13 protein-coding genes and 1 pseudogene are annotated in these 16,999 nt (G+C 71.2%); 13 read left to right on the forward strand and 1 reads right to left on the reverse strand.

Features of this window, described 5'->3' with window-relative positions:
• Positions 1-9 precede the first annotated feature (9 nt).
• From clpB to JFN87_RS00710, 9 genes and pseudogenes are all read left to right on the forward strand, one after another.
• A pseudogene (gene clpB, locus JFN87_RS00670) lies at positions 10-2,604 on the forward strand (ATP-dependent chaperone ClpB); the annotation flags it as partial.
• Positions 2,605-2,937: 333 nt separating this feature from the next.
• Entirely contained in the window at positions 2,938-3,471 is a 534-nt protein-coding gene (locus JFN87_RS00675) for a YbjN domain-containing protein (RefSeq protein WP_030898743.1), read from the forward strand.
• Positions 3,472-4,742: 1,271 nt separating this feature from the next.
• Positions 4,743-4,934 (forward strand): hypothetical protein, encoded by a 192-nt coding sequence (locus tag JFN87_RS00680; RefSeq protein WP_209337790.1) that lies wholly within the window; start codon positions 4,743-4,745, stop codon positions 4,932-4,934.
• A gap of 5 nt (positions 4,935-4,939) precedes the next feature.
• Positions 4,940-6,436, forward strand: coding sequence for an N-6 DNA methylase (locus tag JFN87_RS00685; RefSeq protein ID WP_245178535.1), 1,497 nt, complete (start codon positions 4,940-4,942; stop codon positions 6,434-6,436).
• Positions 6,436-7,752, forward strand: a complete 1,317-nt coding sequence (locus JFN87_RS00690; protein WP_209337791.1) for a restriction endonuclease subunit S domain-containing protein — start codon at positions 6,436-6,438, stop codon at positions 7,750-7,752. Before JFN87_RS00685 ends, JFN87_RS00690 begins: the two co-directional genes overlap by 1 nt.
• Complete coding sequence (locus JFN87_RS00695; protein ID WP_209337792.1) at positions 7,709-8,932, forward strand: pyridoxal phosphate-dependent aminotransferase; 1,224 nt, start codon at positions 7,709-7,711, stop codon at positions 8,930-8,932. Before JFN87_RS00690 ends, JFN87_RS00695 begins: the two co-directional genes overlap by 44 nt.
• A 333-nt stretch (positions 8,933-9,265) precedes the next feature.
• On the forward strand, positions 9,266-9,784 hold the full coding sequence (locus JFN87_RS00700) for a DUF2617 family protein (protein WP_209337793.1): 519 nt from the start codon (positions 9,266-9,268) through the stop codon (positions 9,782-9,784).
• Positions 9,785-9,864: 80 nt separating this feature from the next.
• On the forward strand, positions 9,865-11,517 hold the full coding sequence (locus JFN87_RS00705) for a polyamine aminopropyltransferase (RefSeq protein WP_209337794.1): 1,653 nt from the start codon (positions 9,865-9,867) through the stop codon (positions 11,515-11,517).
• 199 nt (positions 11,518-11,716) lie between these two features.
• On the forward strand, positions 11,717-12,637 hold the full coding sequence (locus JFN87_RS00710; RefSeq protein ID WP_209337795.1) for an SRPBCC family protein: 921 nt from the start codon (positions 11,717-11,719) through the stop codon (positions 12,635-12,637).
• Positions 12,638-12,655: 18 nt separating this feature from the next.
• Here the strand turns inward: JFN87_RS00710 and JFN87_RS00715 are convergent, their stop codons facing one another.
• A complete protein-coding gene (locus tag JFN87_RS00715) occupies positions 12,656-13,654 on the reverse strand; it encodes an alpha/beta hydrolase (RefSeq protein ID WP_209337796.1) in 999 nt (332 codons plus the stop codon).
• 47 nt (positions 13,655-13,701) lie between these two features.
• On the opposite strand from JFN87_RS00715, the gene JFN87_RS00720 reads away from it, so the two are divergent.
• From JFN87_RS00720 to fbaA, 4 genes are all read left to right on the forward strand, one after another.
• A complete protein-coding gene (locus JFN87_RS00720; protein WP_209337797.1) occupies positions 13,702-14,175 on the forward strand; it encodes a MarR family winged helix-turn-helix transcriptional regulator in 474 nt (157 codons plus the stop codon).
• Positions 14,176-14,263: 88 nt separating this feature from the next.
• The gene (locus JFN87_RS00725) at positions 14,264-15,046 is read left to right on the forward strand and encodes an aldose epimerase family protein (RefSeq protein ID WP_307865240.1); all 783 of its coding nucleotides are present in this window, start codon (positions 14,264-14,266) and stop codon (positions 15,044-15,046) included.
• Between the two features lie 10 nt (positions 15,047-15,056).
• Entirely contained in the window at positions 15,057-15,605 is a 549-nt protein-coding gene (gene pyrE, locus JFN87_RS00730) for an orotate phosphoribosyltransferase (protein ID WP_209337798.1), read from the forward strand.
• An 84-nt stretch (positions 15,606-15,689) separates the two neighbouring features.
• Positions 15,690-16,721, forward strand: a complete 1,032-nt coding sequence (gene fbaA, locus JFN87_RS00735; RefSeq protein WP_209337799.1) for a class II fructose-bisphosphate aldolase — start codon at positions 15,690-15,692, stop codon at positions 16,719-16,721.
• Positions 16,722-16,999 lie beyond the last annotated feature (278 nt).

The following is a 16,999-nucleotide window of genomic DNA, read 5'->3' on the forward strand; positions in this document are numbered from 1 at the left end:
AGAGCGCACGTGGACGCCGAGCTGACCAACAGGAGCCGGGAAGCGATCAGTGCCGCGAGCAACAGTGCCGTGGCCGCGGGACACCCCGATCTGACCCCCGCGCATCTCCTGCTCGCGCTGCTGGCCGGGCAGGACAACGAGAACGTCACTGACCTGCTGTCCGCCGTGGAGGCCGATCTGGCCGCCGTCAGGTCGGGCGCCGAGCAACTGCTCGCGGGGCTGCCGAGCGTCGCCGGGTCCACCGTGGCGCCGCCGCAGGCCAACCGCGACCTGCTCGCCGTGATCGCCGACGCCACGCAGCGCGCACGCGACCTCGGCGACGAGTACGTGTCGACGGAGCACCTGCTCATCGGCATCGCCGCCAAGGGCGGACAGGCCGGTGAGGTGCTGGCCGGGCAAGGGGCCACGGCCAGGAAGCTTGTCGACGCCTTCGAGAAGGCAAGAGGGGGACGCCGGGTGACGACGCCCGATCCGGAGGGCAACTACAAGGCGCTGGAGAAGTTCGGCACGGACTTCACGGCGGCCGCACGCGAGGGCAGGCTCGACCCGGTCATCGGCCGGGACCACGAGATCCGGCGCGTCGTGCAGGTACTGTCCCGCCGCACGAAGAACAACCCGGTGCTCATCGGCGAGCCCGGCGTCGGCAAGACCGCCGTCGTCGAGGGCCTCGCCCAGCGCATCGACAAGGGCGACGTGCCCGAGTCGCTGAAGAACAAGCGGCTCATCGCGCTCGACCTCGGCGCGATGGTCGCCGGCGCGAAGTACCGCGGCGAGTTCGAGGAGCGCCTGAAGACCGTGCTGTCCGAGATCAAGGACAGCGACGGGCAGATCATCACGTTCATCGACGAGCTGCACACCGTCGTCGGCGCGGGCGCCGGCGGCGACTCCGCCATGGACGCCGGCAACATGCTCAAGCCGATGCTCGCGCGCGGCGAGCTGCGGATGGTCGGCGCGACGACGCTCGACGAGTACCGCGAGCACATCGAGAAGGACGCGGCCCTGGAGCGCCGCTTCCAGCAGGTGCTGGTCGCCGAGCCGTCCGTCGAGGACTCCATCGCGATCCTGCGCGGCCTCAAGGGACGCTACGAGGCGCACCACAAGGTGCAGATCGCGGACGCCGCCCTGGTGGCCGCCGCGACCCTGTCCGACCGCTACATCACGTCGCGCTTCCTGCCCGACAAGGCCATCGACCTCGTCGACGAGGCCGCGTCCCGGCTGCGCATGGAGATCGACTCCTCGCCCGTCGAGATCGACGAGCTGCAGCGCGTCGTCGACCGGCTCTCCATGGAGGAGCTGGCCCTGCGCAACGAGTCGGACCCCGGCTCCGTGCAGCGCCTCGAAAAGCTCCGCCGCGACCTGGAGAACCGCAAGGAGGAGCTGCGCGGTCTGACCGCGCGGTGGGAGAAGGAGAAGAAGGGCCTGAACAGGGTCGGTGAGCTCAAGGAGCGCATCGACGAGCTGCACGGCCAGGCCGAGCGCGCCCAGCGCGACGGCGACTTCGACACCGCCTCCAAGCTCCTCTACGGGGAGATCCCCGCGGTGGAGCAGGAGCTGCGCGAGGCCTCCGCCGAGGAGGAGCAGGAGAGCGACGAGAACAAGAACACCATGGTCAAGGAGGAGGTCGGCCCCGACGACATCGCCGACGTCGTCGCCTCCTGGACGGGCATTCCCGCCGGCCGGCTGCTGGAGGGCGAGACGCAGAAGCTGCTGCGCATGGAGGAGGAGCTCGGCAGGCGGCTGATCGGCCAGTCCGAGGCCGTGCGCGCGGTGTCCGACGCCGTGCGGCGCACGCGCGCGGGCATCTCGGACCCCGACCGTCCGACCGGCTCGTTCCTCTTCCTCGGCCCCACCGGCGTCGGCAAGACCGAGCTGGCGCGCGCGCTCGCCGACTTCCTCTTCGACGATGAGCGGGCCATGATCCGCGTCGACATGAGCGAGTACGGCGAGAAGCACTCGGTGGCGCGGCTCGTCGGGGCGCCCCCCGGCTACGTCGGCTACGAGGAGGGCGGCCAGCTCACCGAGGCGGTGCGCAGGCGCCCGTACTCGGTGGTGCTGCTCGACGAGGTCGAGAAGGCCCACCCCGAGGTCTTCGACGTGCTGCTCCAGGTGCTCGACGACGGGCGGCTGACCGACGGTCAGGGCCGTACGGTCGACTTCCGCAACACCATCCTGGTGCTGACGTCGAACCTCGGCAGCCAGTACCTGGTGGAGACGGGCACCTCGCAGGAGCAGAAGCGTGAGCAGGTCCTCGGGGTCGTGCGGTCCTCCTTCAAGCCGGAGTTCCTCAACCGCCTCGACGACATGGTGGTCTTCTCCGCCCTGTCGCGCGACGAGCTGGCGCGCATCGCCGGGCTCCAGGTCGGGCGCCTCGCGAAGCGGCTCGCCGAGCGCAGGCTGACGCTCGACGTCACGCCCGCGGCGCTCGACTGGCTGGCGGACGAGGGCAACGACCCGGCGTACGGGGCGCGGCCGCTGCGGCGGCTGGTGCAGACGGCGATCGGCGACCGGCTCGCGAAGGAGATCCTCGCGGGCGAGGTCAAGGACGGCGACACGGTACGCGTCGACCGCTTCGGCGACGGCCTGATCGTGGGCCGGACGGACGGCTCGGACAGCTCGGACGGTTCCGACGGCTCGGACGGCTCGGACGGTTCCGACGGCTCGGACGCGGTGGACGCGGTGGAGGACGTCCGGTAGGCCGGGGACGACGGGGACGCCGCGCCCGACGGCGGCGCGGAGCGCCCGGCCAAGACGCTGTAGACGCGCGACGCGCGGGGTACCCGCCCCGCGCGTCGCGTAAGGCGGCGCACGCTGGGCAGGCGAAGGGTCCGGCGTCAGTAGTGACGGACGGGAAAACGCCCGGCGCCCCGTCCACCTGGCTTGCCACTTCCCGGGCCTGATGAGGGAGGATGGCGGGATCCGTACGAAGGGAAGAACACGGTGAGCATCGATCCGTCCGCGATTCCGAATTTCGGGGGGCGCCCCGAGCCCGAGGAGGGTCCTGCGGGGCCGGCTCCCGTCGTCGTCCCCGACCAGGACCTGGTCAAGCAGCTCCTCGACCAGATGGAGCTGAAGTACGTCGTCGACGACGAGGGCGACCTCGCGGCGCCGTGGGAGGAATTCCGCACGTACTTCATGTTCCGCGGCGACGAGGAGCAGCAGGTCTTCTCCGTGCGCACGTTCTACGACCGCCCGCACGGGGTCGACGACAAGCTGCGGATCCTCGAGCTGATCGACGACTGGAACAGGCGCACCCTGTGGCCGAAGGTCTACAGCCACGTGCACGAGGAGGAAGAGGGCCCGCCGACCGTCCGCCTGATCGGCGAGGCGCAGATGCTGATCGGCACGGGCGTGGGTCTCGACCACTTCGTGTCGTCGACGGTCAGCTGGGTGCGCGCGTCGATCGAGTTCGACAAGTGGCTCGTCGAGCAGCTGGGTCTCGAACCCGGCGACGAGAAGCCCGAGGACGCGTAGGGCGCGTCCGCTCGCACGTCGGGCCCCTGTCACCCGCGCGGTGACGGGGGCCGCGCCGTGCCCGCCGGCCTTGAGGGCCGCGCCCGCATGCCCGTGCCTATGGGACCTCTCGCCGGCACGGATCGACGTGAGTGGCCACGAGATTCTCGAGAACGTGCGCCTACGGGGACCATCAGCTACGGACGTGGTCGAGCTGTTCCAGCGCTCCCATGCATCGCGCGAAGCCTGCTGCGTCCGGTCAACGGAATACCTTTCAGCAGGCGCGGTCGTCCTACTCGACCGTGCTGGTACCGCGGTCTTCAGATCCTCCCGAAGCCTGATTCCGACGGCGCGTGGTTCCGACCAGTCCAGAACCTCCTTGATCGAGAGGGCGCTGCGCACCGGAGCCGTAGCGCAGCGCGGCAAGGCATACGTCGAGTACCGCTCCGGCAGGGCCGGGCATGACTTATACGGACAGGCCGCATGGTGCGACGAGCAGTACCTGGTCGCGGTCCTCGTCCCGGACTACGCCCCCTGGCTCAGGTAGGCTCGCCACCGCACACCTGAGCCTCACGGCTAGCCGAATCAGGGAGGGCAGCATGACCACGCCGTCGCCAGCCCTTCCCTCACTCAGTGTGATCACGCGACGACACCGACCACCCCGACTCCAGCCTCCACAACCCCGGCCCCCGGGCCCGATGCACTGACATCGGCGCTGGTCTCCGGGGCCGTCCTCGCAGCCGCCATCGCCGCAAGCATCAACCTGTGGCTGGCCCGGAGTATGTCCCGTGAAGGAGAGTGCGGACGCCTCCGCGCGGCCTTCGCGGAAGCTTTCGTCGCCTACGCCACCTACGTGGAGATGCCGTACGCCATGCGTCGTCTCTCGGAGATCCTCCGGGAGACCCAAGCCCGACTCGCTTACCATCTCGCCTGGGCCGTCCTGGAGTCGCCGTCGGCGATGCCTGCAAGAGCCTCTTTCCTCACCTCGCCGGACAGCTGGCACTGCGATGCACGAGGCATGTGAAGCGCCCGCCATCACCAGCGACACTCGGATGAACACCCCGTCGGCCGTCGTCGACCTCAGCGGACTCGTCCCGTAGGTCGTCGTCTCGAATCCCAAATGACGTGCACTGGCTGACGGCGCGTGAACTTCGAGCGCATGCCTAAGAAATCCCAAAAGGCGTGCACTCAGCGGCGGGCGGCCTACGTCTTCTACTGTTCTTCCTGAAGCCAGGGATCACTGGCTCACTCGTCCACTGGGAGATCCCCCGACATCAGGAAGGAACCACGTCGTGCAGCTGAGGCTGATGTACGTGATCATTGCGGTCCTTGTGGCGCTTGTCGCCGCTCTGGCCGGCAGCGTCTTGACCGTCGTCGAGGGAGGGCGCCCCGCGGCGGCCTTCAAGACTGGGGCAGTGACCTTCGCGGGCTCCCTGACGCTCCTCATCGTGGTCATGGGTGCCCTGGGTGTGGTGGGCTCGTGAGCGACATGAGTGCCCTTGGAAGGTACGTACAGGCCGAGGGTTCCTCGCTCGACGAGGTGCTCGCGAAGGTGCACCAGCACCGCGCGCACCTCTCGCGGCTGATGAACGCTCACGATGCGACTCGCCTCATCCTCGGACTGCTCTACCTGAGCCGAAAGGCGCACGCCAATCCCGGCGCCGGCGTGCCGACATGGTCGTGGTTGCTGGGGCAGTCGGCAGAGCGTGGTTCGGGAATCCGCGCTGCCGTGAGCAAGTGTCTGAGCCACTGGCTTCCCGCAGCCGACGAGCAGGACCCAGACATGGGCACGAGGAGCCTGATGCCCGTTCCGCCCTCCGGTTCCGAAGGATCACTGCACACTCTCATCCAAGCCATCGGCTCCACCCAGCTGGTCAGGCCCCTGCTCGACCACTGCCTCCGCGACCTCTCGGCGGACCAGGCCCAGGCTGACGGCAGCCACTACTTCACGCCAGACGACATGGCCCGTCTCATGGTCGGTGCGGCGGTCCCCCGCGACGGGCACAGAGTGCTGGACCCGGCCTGCGGTTCGGGGGGACTGCTTGTCGAGAGTCACCGCTATGTCCGCGAACGCGTCGGGCTGGACCCGACCATGTCCTTGCTGGGAAAGGAGCAGCACGCCCACACCTCACAGGTAGCCCGCATGAACTTCGCGGTGCGGGGGATCACGGCTCACGTTTTCCCGCCCGGAGACAGCCTCGCGGAGCCCGAACCCGAGCCGTGCGACATCGTCCTGGCTAACCTTCCCTTCAACCAGCGTAACTGGGCGTTGGACGGCGAGGCAGAGCAAACTCGCCGGTCGGGCCTCGCAGTCCCTGTCGATCCCCGCTGGCCTGAGGAACCGCCGTCCCGAGGGTCTGCCAACCCCGCGTGGATTCAGCACATCGCGCACGCGCTTGCTCCTTCCGGACGCGCCGTCTTCCTGATGGCCGACCAAATGGCCAACAGCAGACAGCCCGTCACCCGAAGGCTCCGCGAACGGCTCCTGCGTGACGACCTTGTCGAGTGCGTGATCGCTCTGCCGCCTCGCGTTTTTGGTCAGTCCAAAGCCCCTGCCTGTCTGTGGGTGCTCAACAGGGACAAGAGCGCGCGCCCCGGCTGGGGTACCCGGGACCGTCGCCAGCAGGTGCTGTTCGTCAACGCGCGGCGAGCCTTCGAGCAGGTCCCGGATTCGAGAGCGCGAAGGCTGGGCGACAAGAACACGGCACTGATCCTGACCACTCTGGCGGCCTGGCGTGGCCTTTCCGAGAACGGTGCCACGGCCTCGCCGTACAACGACGCAGCCGGCTGGTCCCGAAGCTGCTCCACGAAGGAAATCGCCGACCACGAGTGCAGCCTGATGCCGGCCTCGTACGCAGTGGAGGCCGCCGACCCCGAACGGGACACGCGAAGCCGGGTCGAGCAACTAAAGCTCGAACTGGCCGCTCAGCTCGGCCAGATGCGCGTCCTGGAACTCCGTCTGCTGGACGTCTTGGAGGAGATCTGATGGGAGACAATGTGGACCAGGTCGCCTCGGATGGGGCGGCCTGGAAGACGACCTCCATCAAGATCGGGCGGCCCCGCATCTACACCACCTCCGGTTTCCTCGACGACGCGACTGCCGAGCAGATTGCAGGAGTCGTCAGTTCGACGTTCGTCCGGAACGGCAGAATCCTCGCGCCCAGGGTCAAAGAGTGTCGGCCGGGTGATTCCCCGCCCAGCCGGGCAACCCTCAGGGAGGGCGACCTGGCCGTCGTACTCGTCCGACGGGTGGGCGATTCCGCACTGGTCACCGCCGAGCACGCGGGATGTACAGCGACCAGGTCGATCGGCATCATCCGCGCTGAACCGCACATAGTGCGATGGCTGCGTATCTGGCTACAGACACCCACGGCGAAGGCTCGCATCGACGAGGACGTGACGGCACATGTCGAGCCCACCATCAGCCTCGACACCCTCCACCGCATGCCGTTTCCGCTGCCTGCGCCAGATGTAATCAACGCATATCACCAGACATTCGGCCTCATCGAGGAGATGGCCGCCCTCTACCGGCGGACCGCCCGCAAGGCGGTGGAACTGGCCGACGCCCTCCATGACGACTGGGCGGCAACGATTCCGCCCTGGGAGACACGACCGCTTGGGAAGGTCGCCAAACCGAAGACGGGCAAAGGTTCCGAACGCTCGCTTCCCCCGTTGCCCGCAGGACCCCACACCGATGTAACCGATGTAGTGGCCCCTAAAGATCTCTACGACCTCCCCGTGCCCCACGTCCAGAGGTTCCGTCTGAGTGCTCCAGCGAACGGCGGCGAGGCGCATCCGCCCGGCACCTTGATGCTGAGCACCCGTTCCGACGGCGCACACATCGCTGTACCGAGCCGACGAGCAGCACCTCTCAGAGGCGTCGTGGCCGTACGACCCAATGAGGACGAGGACGTTTGGTGGCTGCTCCACGAACTCAGGAGCAGGAGCAGCGACATCGCACGGCTGGCACAGGGCCAGAACAGCCGGGAAATCTCCGCTCGTGCCCTCAAGCGCCTGGAGGTCACCTGGCCCGACCGGCTCACACGCACCGACTTTTATGCGATGACTGAGCCCCTGCACGCCGCGGCACGACACCTGGTCGCCAAGATCGCGACGCTGCACACCCTGCGGGACGCACTCCTGCGCGATATCTCAGCGAAGGCCGGTGCCCTCCGGGAACCGACAGCTGAGCCGGAAGAGCGGGGCGCTCCTGCTCCTCGCCCCCCACGGCCCCCTCGCCACGGGAGTATGACCGGCAATGAGTCAGGATGGTCCCCGGAGAACCGATGGGCGCACGAGTGAGGACGGTGGAGACGTGAGCACCAGGCCGCTGCTGAACCGGAGGCTGGAAGGGCATGGCTCGACGATCTTCGCCGAGATGTCCGCGCTGGCCGTCAAGACCGGTGCCATCAACCTGGGCCAGGGGTTTCCGGACACCGACGGTCCTGAGGAGGTGCGCGAGGCAGCGGTGCGGGCGCTGCGCGGCGGCCGCGGCAACCAGTACCCGCCGGGGCCCGGTGTCCCCGAGCTCCGCGCGGCGATCGCCGACCACCAGCGCCGCTTCTACGGACTCGACATCGACGCGGACACCGAGGTGCTGGTCACCGCCGGTGCGACCGAGGCCATCGCCGCATCGATGCTGGCGCTGCTCGAACCGGGCGACGAGGTCATCGCCTTCGAACCCTTCTACGACTCCTACGCCGCCTGCATCGCCATGGCCGGCGCCGCCCGCGTCCCCCTCACCCTCCGGGCCCCCGGTTTCCGCCCCGACCTCGATGCGCTGCGGGACGCGATCACGCCCAGGACCCGCCTGCTGCTGCTGAACTCGCCGCACAACCCGACCGGCATGGTCCTCACGCGGGAAGAGGCGACGGCGATCGCGGCACTCGCCGTCGAGCATGATCTCCTGGTCGTCACGGACGAGGTCTACGAGCACCTGGTCTTCGAGGGCGAACACATCCCGCTGATCTCGCTCCCCGGCATGCGGGACCGAACGGTGTCGATCTCCTCGGCGGGCAAGACCTTCTGCTTCACGGGCTGGAAGGTCGGGTGGGTCACGGGCTGCGCGGCCCTCGTCGCCGCGGTGCGCACGGCCAAGCAGTACCTGACCTTCGTCAGCGCCGGCCCCTTCCAGTACGCCGTCGCGGAGGCCCTGGCGCTGCCCGGCTCGTACTTCACGGGGTTCCGCGACGACCTGCGCGGGAAGCGCGACCTGCTGGCCGAGGGGCTCGGCAGGGCGGGCTTCGAGGTCCACCGCCCCCAGGGCACGTACTTCATCACCACGGACATCACGGCGCTCGGCGAGAGTGACGGCGTGGCCTTCTGCCTCGCCCTCCCCGAGAGGTGCGGTGTGGTCGCCGTACCCAACGCCGTCTTCTACGACGACCCCGACGCCGGCCGCACCCAGGTGCGCTTCGCCTTCTGCAAGAAGCACGACGTCCTCCAGGAGGCCGCGAACCGTCTGCGGGGCCTGACGTCCTGAACCAGGCCGCCAGCAGCCCCGGGCGCGCTGTTCGGCGGAACGCGGTCGTCCGAGTGAACACCTGAACACCGAGGCCCCCGAGGGGATGGAAACCCCGTCAAGTTGGGTAAAAACGCTGTAGGTGGCCGGTACTTCGTGATTCGCTGGTGAAGGTTTCCCACCAGCCCTCCGACCTCTCGGTACTCCCCAGCCTCTGGCCGGGGGGACCCCACCAGCCCTCGGCCGGGGCCCCCACGCGGAGCCGGGCAGGCCGCTTTCCGCACGCCCTGAAGCCCGTTCCTCCTTGCGGGGTGCCCCCGGCCCACCCGTCACGTGTGTCTGCGGAGCCGATCCATGCTCACGACCCTGAACACCTCCTACACCGACACCCGAGCCGCCGATCTCGCCTGGGCGCTGGGGCGCGGGCCACTGCCCGCGCTCGCCACGCACGGCGTCGACCTGTCCGGCGCGCGGCTCGAGTTGCGGCTGCTCGGCGCGTCCCACCAGGTGCTTCTCGAACAGGACGGGGGTGCGTGCTCGGAGACCGTCGCGTGCATCCCCGGCAGCAGCACACCGCTGCCGCTCGGGGTCTCCGAGCGCGTCGGCGAGTGGGAGTACGAATTCGCCGCGCGCGTGGAGGAATTGACAGCTAGACAGTTCGCGGCACGCGCGCAGGAGTTGCTCGCGCTCGTGTCCGACCACCCGAACGGCCTGGCGGGTACGTTCCCCGGCTCGCCGCACGCGTTCACCGCGCTGCTCGCACAGCGCGACGAGGGGTCCGTGCGGTGGCGCACCTGGCACGCGTACCCGCAGGAGGGACAGCTCGTCGTGACGCGTACGCGCGTGGGGGTGCGCACGCCGGCGGTGCTGTGACCCCGCCGTCGTGCCGCGCGCGGCCAGTTGCACCCTTGTGGGTGACCTTGTGCGAGTGTTGTGTGACGTAGCGTTACTGCATGATCGAGCAATGCACCACGGCGCGGCAGGAGCCGTCGCCGGCGGGCAGGCCGCCGCCCCGCCGGGGGCCGCGGCCGCCGGAGCGCGCGGACGCCGTCCGCCTCCTGGTGCTGCTCGTGGTGTTCGTCTGCGCGGCCTGCGGGCTGGTGTACGAGCTCGAACTCGTCGCGCTCGGCTCGTACCTGATGGGCGATTCGGTCACGCAGGCGTCCGTCGTGCTGTCGGTGATGGTGTTCGCCATGGGCATCGGCTCGCTGCTCGCGAAGCGGCTGCGCGCGCGCCCCGCCGTCGGGTTCGGCCTCGTGGAGTCCGCGCTCGCGCTCGTGGGCGGCCTGTCGGCGTTCACGCTGTACGCGAGCTTCGCGTGGTTCGGCGAGTCGCGGGGCCCGATCGTCGCCTTCTCGCTGGCGATCGGCATCCTCACGGGCGCCGAGATCCCGCTGCTGATGACGCTGATACAGCGCGTCTCGCGGCAGGACGTCGGCGGCACGGTCGCCGACCTCTTCGCCGCCGACTACGTGGGCGCGCTGGTCGGCGGGCTCGCCTTCCCGTTCCTGCTGCTGCCGTGGCTCGGGCAGCTGGCGGCCGCGATGGTGACGGGCGGGGTCAACGTGGTCGCCGGTGGCGCCCTCGTGCTGTGGCTGTTCGGCCGCGACCTGACGCGCCGGTCGCGGTGGCTGCTGCTGGCGGCCAACACGGTCGTGCTGTGCGTGCTGGCCACCGCGGCGGCCACCGTGCACGACTTCGAACGGGCGGCCAGGACCGCGGTGTACGGCGCGGGCGTACGCGTCGCCGTGCACTCGGGCGTCCAGGAGATCGTGCTGACGGGCGGCGAGAAGGGCCCGCTCTCCCTGTACCTCGACGGCAGGCTGCGGGTCAGCGCGAGCGACGAGTACCGCTACGACGAGGCGCTCGTGCACCCCGCGATGCGCGGGCCGCACGCGCGCGTGCTGATCCTCGGCGGCGGCGACGGCCTCGCGGCGCGGGAGGCGCTGCGCTACCGGGACGTCAGGTCGGTGACGATCGTGGACATCGACGGCGAGGTGGAGCACCTCGCGCGCACCGACCCCGCGCTGAGCGCGCTCAACGGCCACGCGTACCGGGACCCGAGGCTGCGGGCGGTCCGGGCCGACGCGTTCGACTGGCTGCGCGGCGAGGGCGCGCGGCGCGGGCCGTTCGACGTGATCGTCTGCGACCTGCCCGACCCGGGCATCACGTCGAGCACGAAGCTGTACTCGCAGGAGTTCTACGGCCTGGCGGCGCGCGCGCTCGCGCCCGGCGGGCGTCTCGTGGTGCACGCGGGGCCGCTGGCGCGCCGCTCGCGCGCCTTCTGGACGGTCGACGCGACGCTGCGCGCCGCCGGGTTCCGCGCGAGCGCGTACCGGGCCACGGGCCCGGCCGACGGGTTCGCGGGCGGCCCCGACAGGACGAAGCGCGCGGGCCGCGACGCGGCGCCGAAGGACTGGGGCTTCCTGCTGGCGGGCCGCGGCCCTGGGCCACCGGCGCCGCGGCTCGCGGCGGACGCGCCGAAGCTGCGTTCCCTGGACGCCGCACGGCTGCGCGCCGACACCCGAGCGGCATCCCACGCCCGCCCGCAGGGCGCCGGCGAGCTGCCGCCGTCGACGCTGGTTCACCCGAGATACGACGACTGAGCGCCGAGCGGGGCGGGCTCAGAAGCCGCCGCCCTACTCGGTGTGCGATCAGATCGCGGGGGCTGGTGCTGGGGGCACCTTCCGGCCGGAGGCCGGGGGAGCCTGGGGGTACCCCCGGCCGGAGGCCGGGGGGAGGCTGTGCCAGGCGTCTTGAGCCGCGCACAGGGTGGGACGGCGGCTTCTTAAGTAGGCTCGTGCCATGGACCATGAGGTGTTCGTTCCGATGACGGCGGAGGCACTGCGGCGCACGCTGCGGGACCCGGCGCGGGTCGCCCACTGCGTCCCCGCCTTCCAGCAGGACGACGAGGGCGAGCCCGGGGAGATCACCGGCCGCCTCAAGGTCCGTGCGGGCGGCCACACGATCACGTACCGCGGCGTGCTGAGCGTCACGGAGGAGGACGACGGCGTCTTCACGGTCCGCGCCGAGGGCGAGGAGGTCCGCGGCACGGGCTCGGTGTCCGTGACGCTGGACGTGCGCCTGGTCCCCGCGGTCTCCGTCTCCGGCACCGTGCCGGGCCCGGACGACGGGGACGGGCCGGCCACGTCGCCCGCACGCACGGACGGCACGGACATCGGCTTCACCGGCGTCTCGCACGCCGAGGGCAGGCTCGCGGAGCTGCCGCCCGAGGCGGCGGCGCAGGCCGCGCGGCGGCTGCTCGACCGGTTCGCCGCCCGCCTCGGCGACGAGAGCGGCCCGCAGAAGGACGTCAGGCCCGGGCCGCCGGACAGCGCCGAGGAGGCGGCCGAGCCGCTGCCCCCGAAGGCGCCGCCCACGCCCGCCGCGGATCCCTCGCCGCTGTCGGGCGAGACGGTGGCGGGCGCCGGCGACTTCTGCGTCCCGGAAGTCCCCGAGGGCCCCGAAGGCCTCGAAGGACCCGCCGACCCGGACGACCCCGGCGAGGACGACGAGCCGCCCGCGGAGGCGGCGCACGCACGCCGGACCATGATCGGCCGCAGCGCCGAGGAGGTCGACCACGCGCCTCCGCGCGGCCGCTACGCCCCCGTCCCCCTGCCCGAGGCCGCCACGGCGGTCGGCTCCCTGCGCTGGGTCGCCCCGGCGGCGGCGTTCGCGCTGGCCTCGGCGGTCGTGGTGACACGCGCCCTGCGCCGCCGCCACTGACGCGCGCGCCCCGCGCGCCTACTCCGCCGCCGCGCGGGCCGCGCTCGCGGTGCGGACCCGTTGGCGGAGGAAGAGGGCCGCGCGGTCGAGCGCCTCGTCCGCCTCGTCCAGGATCCCGGCGAACGACTGGAAGACGTGCGGCACGCGCGCGGTGACGTCCAGGATGACGTCCACCCCGGCCGCCCTCGCGCGGGAGGCGAGCCGCGTGGAGTCGTCCAGCAGGATCTCGTTCGTGCCGACCTGGAGCAGCATCGGCGGGAAGCCGGTCAGGTCGGCGAGTACGGCGGGGCTGAGCAGCGGCTGGTGCGGATCGGCCCCGGCGAGGTACATGGCGCCGGTGTGCTCGACGGCCGCGCGCGTGAAGATCGGGTCGACGCCCTCCTTGGTCTCCATGCTCTCGCCGGTCCTCGTCGCGTCGAGCCCGGGGGAGAACGCCACCAGGCCGGCGGGCAGCGGAAGCCCCGCGTCGCGGGCGGCGAGGCACGTGGTGACGGCGAGGCCGCCGCCCGCCGAGTCGCCGGCGAACACGATCGCCGAAGGGTCGGTGCCGCCGTCGAGCAGGGCGCGGTAGGCGGCCAGCGTGTCCTCGATCGCGGCGGGGAAGGGGTGCTCGGGGGCGAGCCGGTAGTCCACCGAGTACGCCGCCAGGCCGGTCCTGGCCACGAGGTGGCCCGTCAGCGACATGGCCGTCTCGGGGGAGCCGAACACCCAGCCGCCGCCGTGGAAGTAAAGGATCGTGCCGGCCGGTGCCGCGCCGCCAGGACCGGCGGCAGGGCCCGCCGGCTCCCCTGTCTCCGTCGTGTCTCCTGTCTCTCCTGTCTCTCCTGCCTTTCCCGGCTCGACGTGCAGCGCGGGCCGGCCGCCGAGCGCCACCGGCGTGGTGCGGATGCCGCCGGGCACGTTCATCCGCTCCATCAGCGCCATGAATCCGGCGCGCAGCTCCTCGACCGGCCGGGGCCCTGCCGGGTGCGGCTGCCGCATCATCGCGTCGATCCTGGCGCGCTGTTCCTCGCTCATGGGCGGCTCCTGACTCCTGGCAAGTAGCTTCCGCTACACTATATGCCGTGGAATATACATCGCCGCGCGCCGAGGATCTGCCGGGCTTCTTCGCGGACCTGGTCCGCTGCGAGACGCGCCTGTACAACGCCTTGAACGACCGTCTGCGCGAGCGGCACGGGATCGTCACCTCGCAGTACGAGGCCCTGCGCCATCTGCGCGACCACCCCGGCGCCCGGGTGGCGGACCTCGCCGCCGAGTTCGCCATCGGCGTCGGGGCGACGAGCAAGAGCGTCGACCGGCTGGAGCAGCGCGGGCTGGCGGTCCGGCAGCCGAACCCCGCGGACCGCCGGTCCTCGCTGCTGTCCCTGACCGCGGAGGGCGCGAGGCTCGCCGACGCGGCGGAGCGAACCGTCAGGGACGGGCTGGCCGAGCTGACCTCGGGCGCGCTGGACGGCGCGTCGCTGACGGCCGCGGTCGCGGCCGTCGCGGCGCTGCGCGCCACGCTGGAACGCGACGGGGCCGGCACGCCGACGGGCTGACGCGCCGCGCGCCGCCCCGTCAGGGAAGGCGTGTCTGGGCGGGGCCGGTGCCGCACCCGGTGTTCGCCGTGGGAACTACGCTGCTCGCGTGAGCGATCTGAAACTTTCCGCCGGCGACGTCTCCCTGACCGTCGACCCCGGCAACGGCGCCCGTGTCAGCAGTCTCCTCATCGGCGGGACCGAGTTGCTGCGGCAGGGGCCGCGCTACGGGTGCTTCCCGATGGTCCCCTTCTGCGGGCGCATCGCGCTCGGGCGGTTCAGGAACGGGGAGACCCAGCACCAGATGCCGCTGAACTCGCCGCCCCACGCGATCCACGGCACCGGCCGCGACACCGCCTGGCGGGTGCGGCACTCCGACGAGGCGTCCGCGACGCTGACGTACGAGCTGGGCGACCCGTGGCCGTACGCCGGGCTCGTCACCCAGACGTTCCGGCTGACGGCGGACTCCCTGGAGCTCACGCTCGGCGTGGAGACCGCCTCCGACTCGTTCCCCGCGCAGGTCGGCTGGCACCCGTGGTTCCGCAGGAACCTCGGCGGCGAGGACGCGAGCCTCGCGTTCGCGCCCGAGTTCCAGCTGGAGCGCGGCGACGACCACCTGCCGACCGGCCGCCGCATCGACCCGCTCCCCGGCCCGTGGGACGACTGCTTCGGCATGCCCGACGGCGTCGACGCCACCCTGACCTGGCCCGGGCAGCTCGCGCTGACCGTCACCAGCCCCGCCCGCTGGGTCGTCGTCTACGACGAGCAGCCCGAGGCCGTCTGCGTCGAGGCGCAGTCGGGCCCACCCAACGGGCTCAACATCGAGCCCGAGCTCGTGACCAGGATCCAGCCCCTGGAACTCGCCGCGACCTGGTCCTGGCAGCGCCTCTAAGCTCGGGGGCATGACCGCTACGAACGACGCCAAGGGCGAGCTCCTCCAGTCGATCAAGGATCTCGCCGTGGTGCACGGCAGGGTGACGCTCTCCTCCGGCATCGAGGCCGACTGGTACATCGACATGCGCCGCGTCACCCTCGACGGGCACGCCGCCCCCCTCGTCGGCCAGGTGATGCTCGACGCCACCGCGGGCCTCGACTACGACTGCGTCGGCGGCCTCACCCTGGGCGCCGACCCCGTCGCCACGTCGATGCTGCACGCCTCCGCCGCCCGCGGGCGGCGCCTCGACGCCTACGTCGTGCGCAAGGAGCAGAAGCAGCACGGCATGAAGCGGCGGATCGAGGGGACCGACGTGAAGGGGAGGCGCTGCCTCGTCGTGGAGGACACCTCCACCACCGGCGGTTCGCCGCTCACCGCCGTGCAGGCCGTCCGGGAGGCCGGCGGCGAGGTCGTCGGCGTCGCCGTGATCGTCGACCGGGGCGCCGCGTCCGCCGTCGCCGAGGCGGGGCTGCCCTACACGGCCGCGTACACCGCCGCCGAACTCGGTCTCGCGTGAGTCTGTAAAGATACGGGTGACGATGACGTCGCCCCCAGGTCAGGGACAAGCACCTCCACCCAAACATCACATAGGAGCGGCACCATGCCCATCGCAACCCCGGAGATCTACAACGAGATGCTCGACCGGGCGAAGGCAGGCAAGTTCGCCTATCCCGCCATCAATGTGACGTCGTCCCAGACCCTGCACGCCGCCCTCCGTGGTTTCGCGGAGGCGGAGAGCGACGGCATCATCCAGATGTCCACGGGTGGCGCGGAGTTCCTCGGCGGCCAGTACAGCAAGGACATGGTCACGGGCGCCGTCGCCCTCGCCGAGTTCGCCCACGTCGTCGCGGAGAAGTACGGCATCACGGTCGCGCTGCACACCGACCACTGCCCGAAGGGCAAGCTCGACGGCTATGTGCGCCCGCTGCTCGACATCTCCGCCGAGCGCGTCAAGGCGGGCCGCAACCCGCTGTTCCAGTCGCACATGTGGGACGGCTCGGCCGAGACCCTCGCGGACAACCTCTCCATCGGCGAGGAGCTCCTCGCGAAGGCCGCCGCCGCCAAGATCATCCTTGAGGTCGAGATCACCCCGACCGGCGGCGAGGAGGACGGCGTCAGCCACGAGATCAACGACAAGCTGTACACGACGGTCGACGACGCGCTGCGCACCGCCCAGGCGCTCGGCCTCGGCGACAAGGGCCGCTACCTGCTGGCCGCTTCGTTCGGCAACGTCCACGGCGTCTACAAGCCGGGCAACGTGGTGCTCCGCCCCGAGCTGCTCAAGGAGCTGCAGGACGGCGTCGCCGCCGAGCGCGGGCTGGCCGCGGGCAGCAAGCCGTTCGACTTCGTCTTCCACGGCGGCTCCGGCTCGTCCGACGAGGAGATCACCACCGCGCTGGAGAACGGCGTCGTGAAGATGAACCTCGACACGGACACGCAGTACGCGTTCACCCGGCCCGTCGCGGACCACATGCTGAAGAACTACGACGGTGTGCTGAAGGTCGACGGCGAGGTCGGCTCGAAGAGCACCTACGACCCGCGCACGTGGGGCAAGTCCGCCGAGGCGGGCATGGCGGCGCGCGTGACGAAGGCGTGCGAGTCGCTGCGCTCGGCTGGTACGCGCATGAAGTAACGGGCACGCTCGGGCGAGCGCCCGCCGGATCTGCCGGCGCAGCGCCGAGGGCCCGCCCCCGCGTTGGGGGCGGGCCCTCGCCGCGTGCCGCCATGAGCGGCCGAGCGCCGAGGCCCGGCGGGACTGTGCCGCGCGGTTGAAGCCGCCGGCGGCGGGCCCTGCCGCGGCCCGCAGGCGACGGTGCTGCGGCGGTGCCCCGGGCGAGAACCGACGAGCACGGGTCGTCCCCCACGTCCCCCATGTGTGGCCGCCGCGAACGCCCGGCGGCCGGGCGCGGC

Source organism: Streptomyces montanisoli, assembly GCF_017813245.1.
GTDB lineage: Bacteria > Actinomycetota > Actinomycetes > Streptomycetales > Streptomycetaceae > Streptomyces > Streptomyces montanisoli.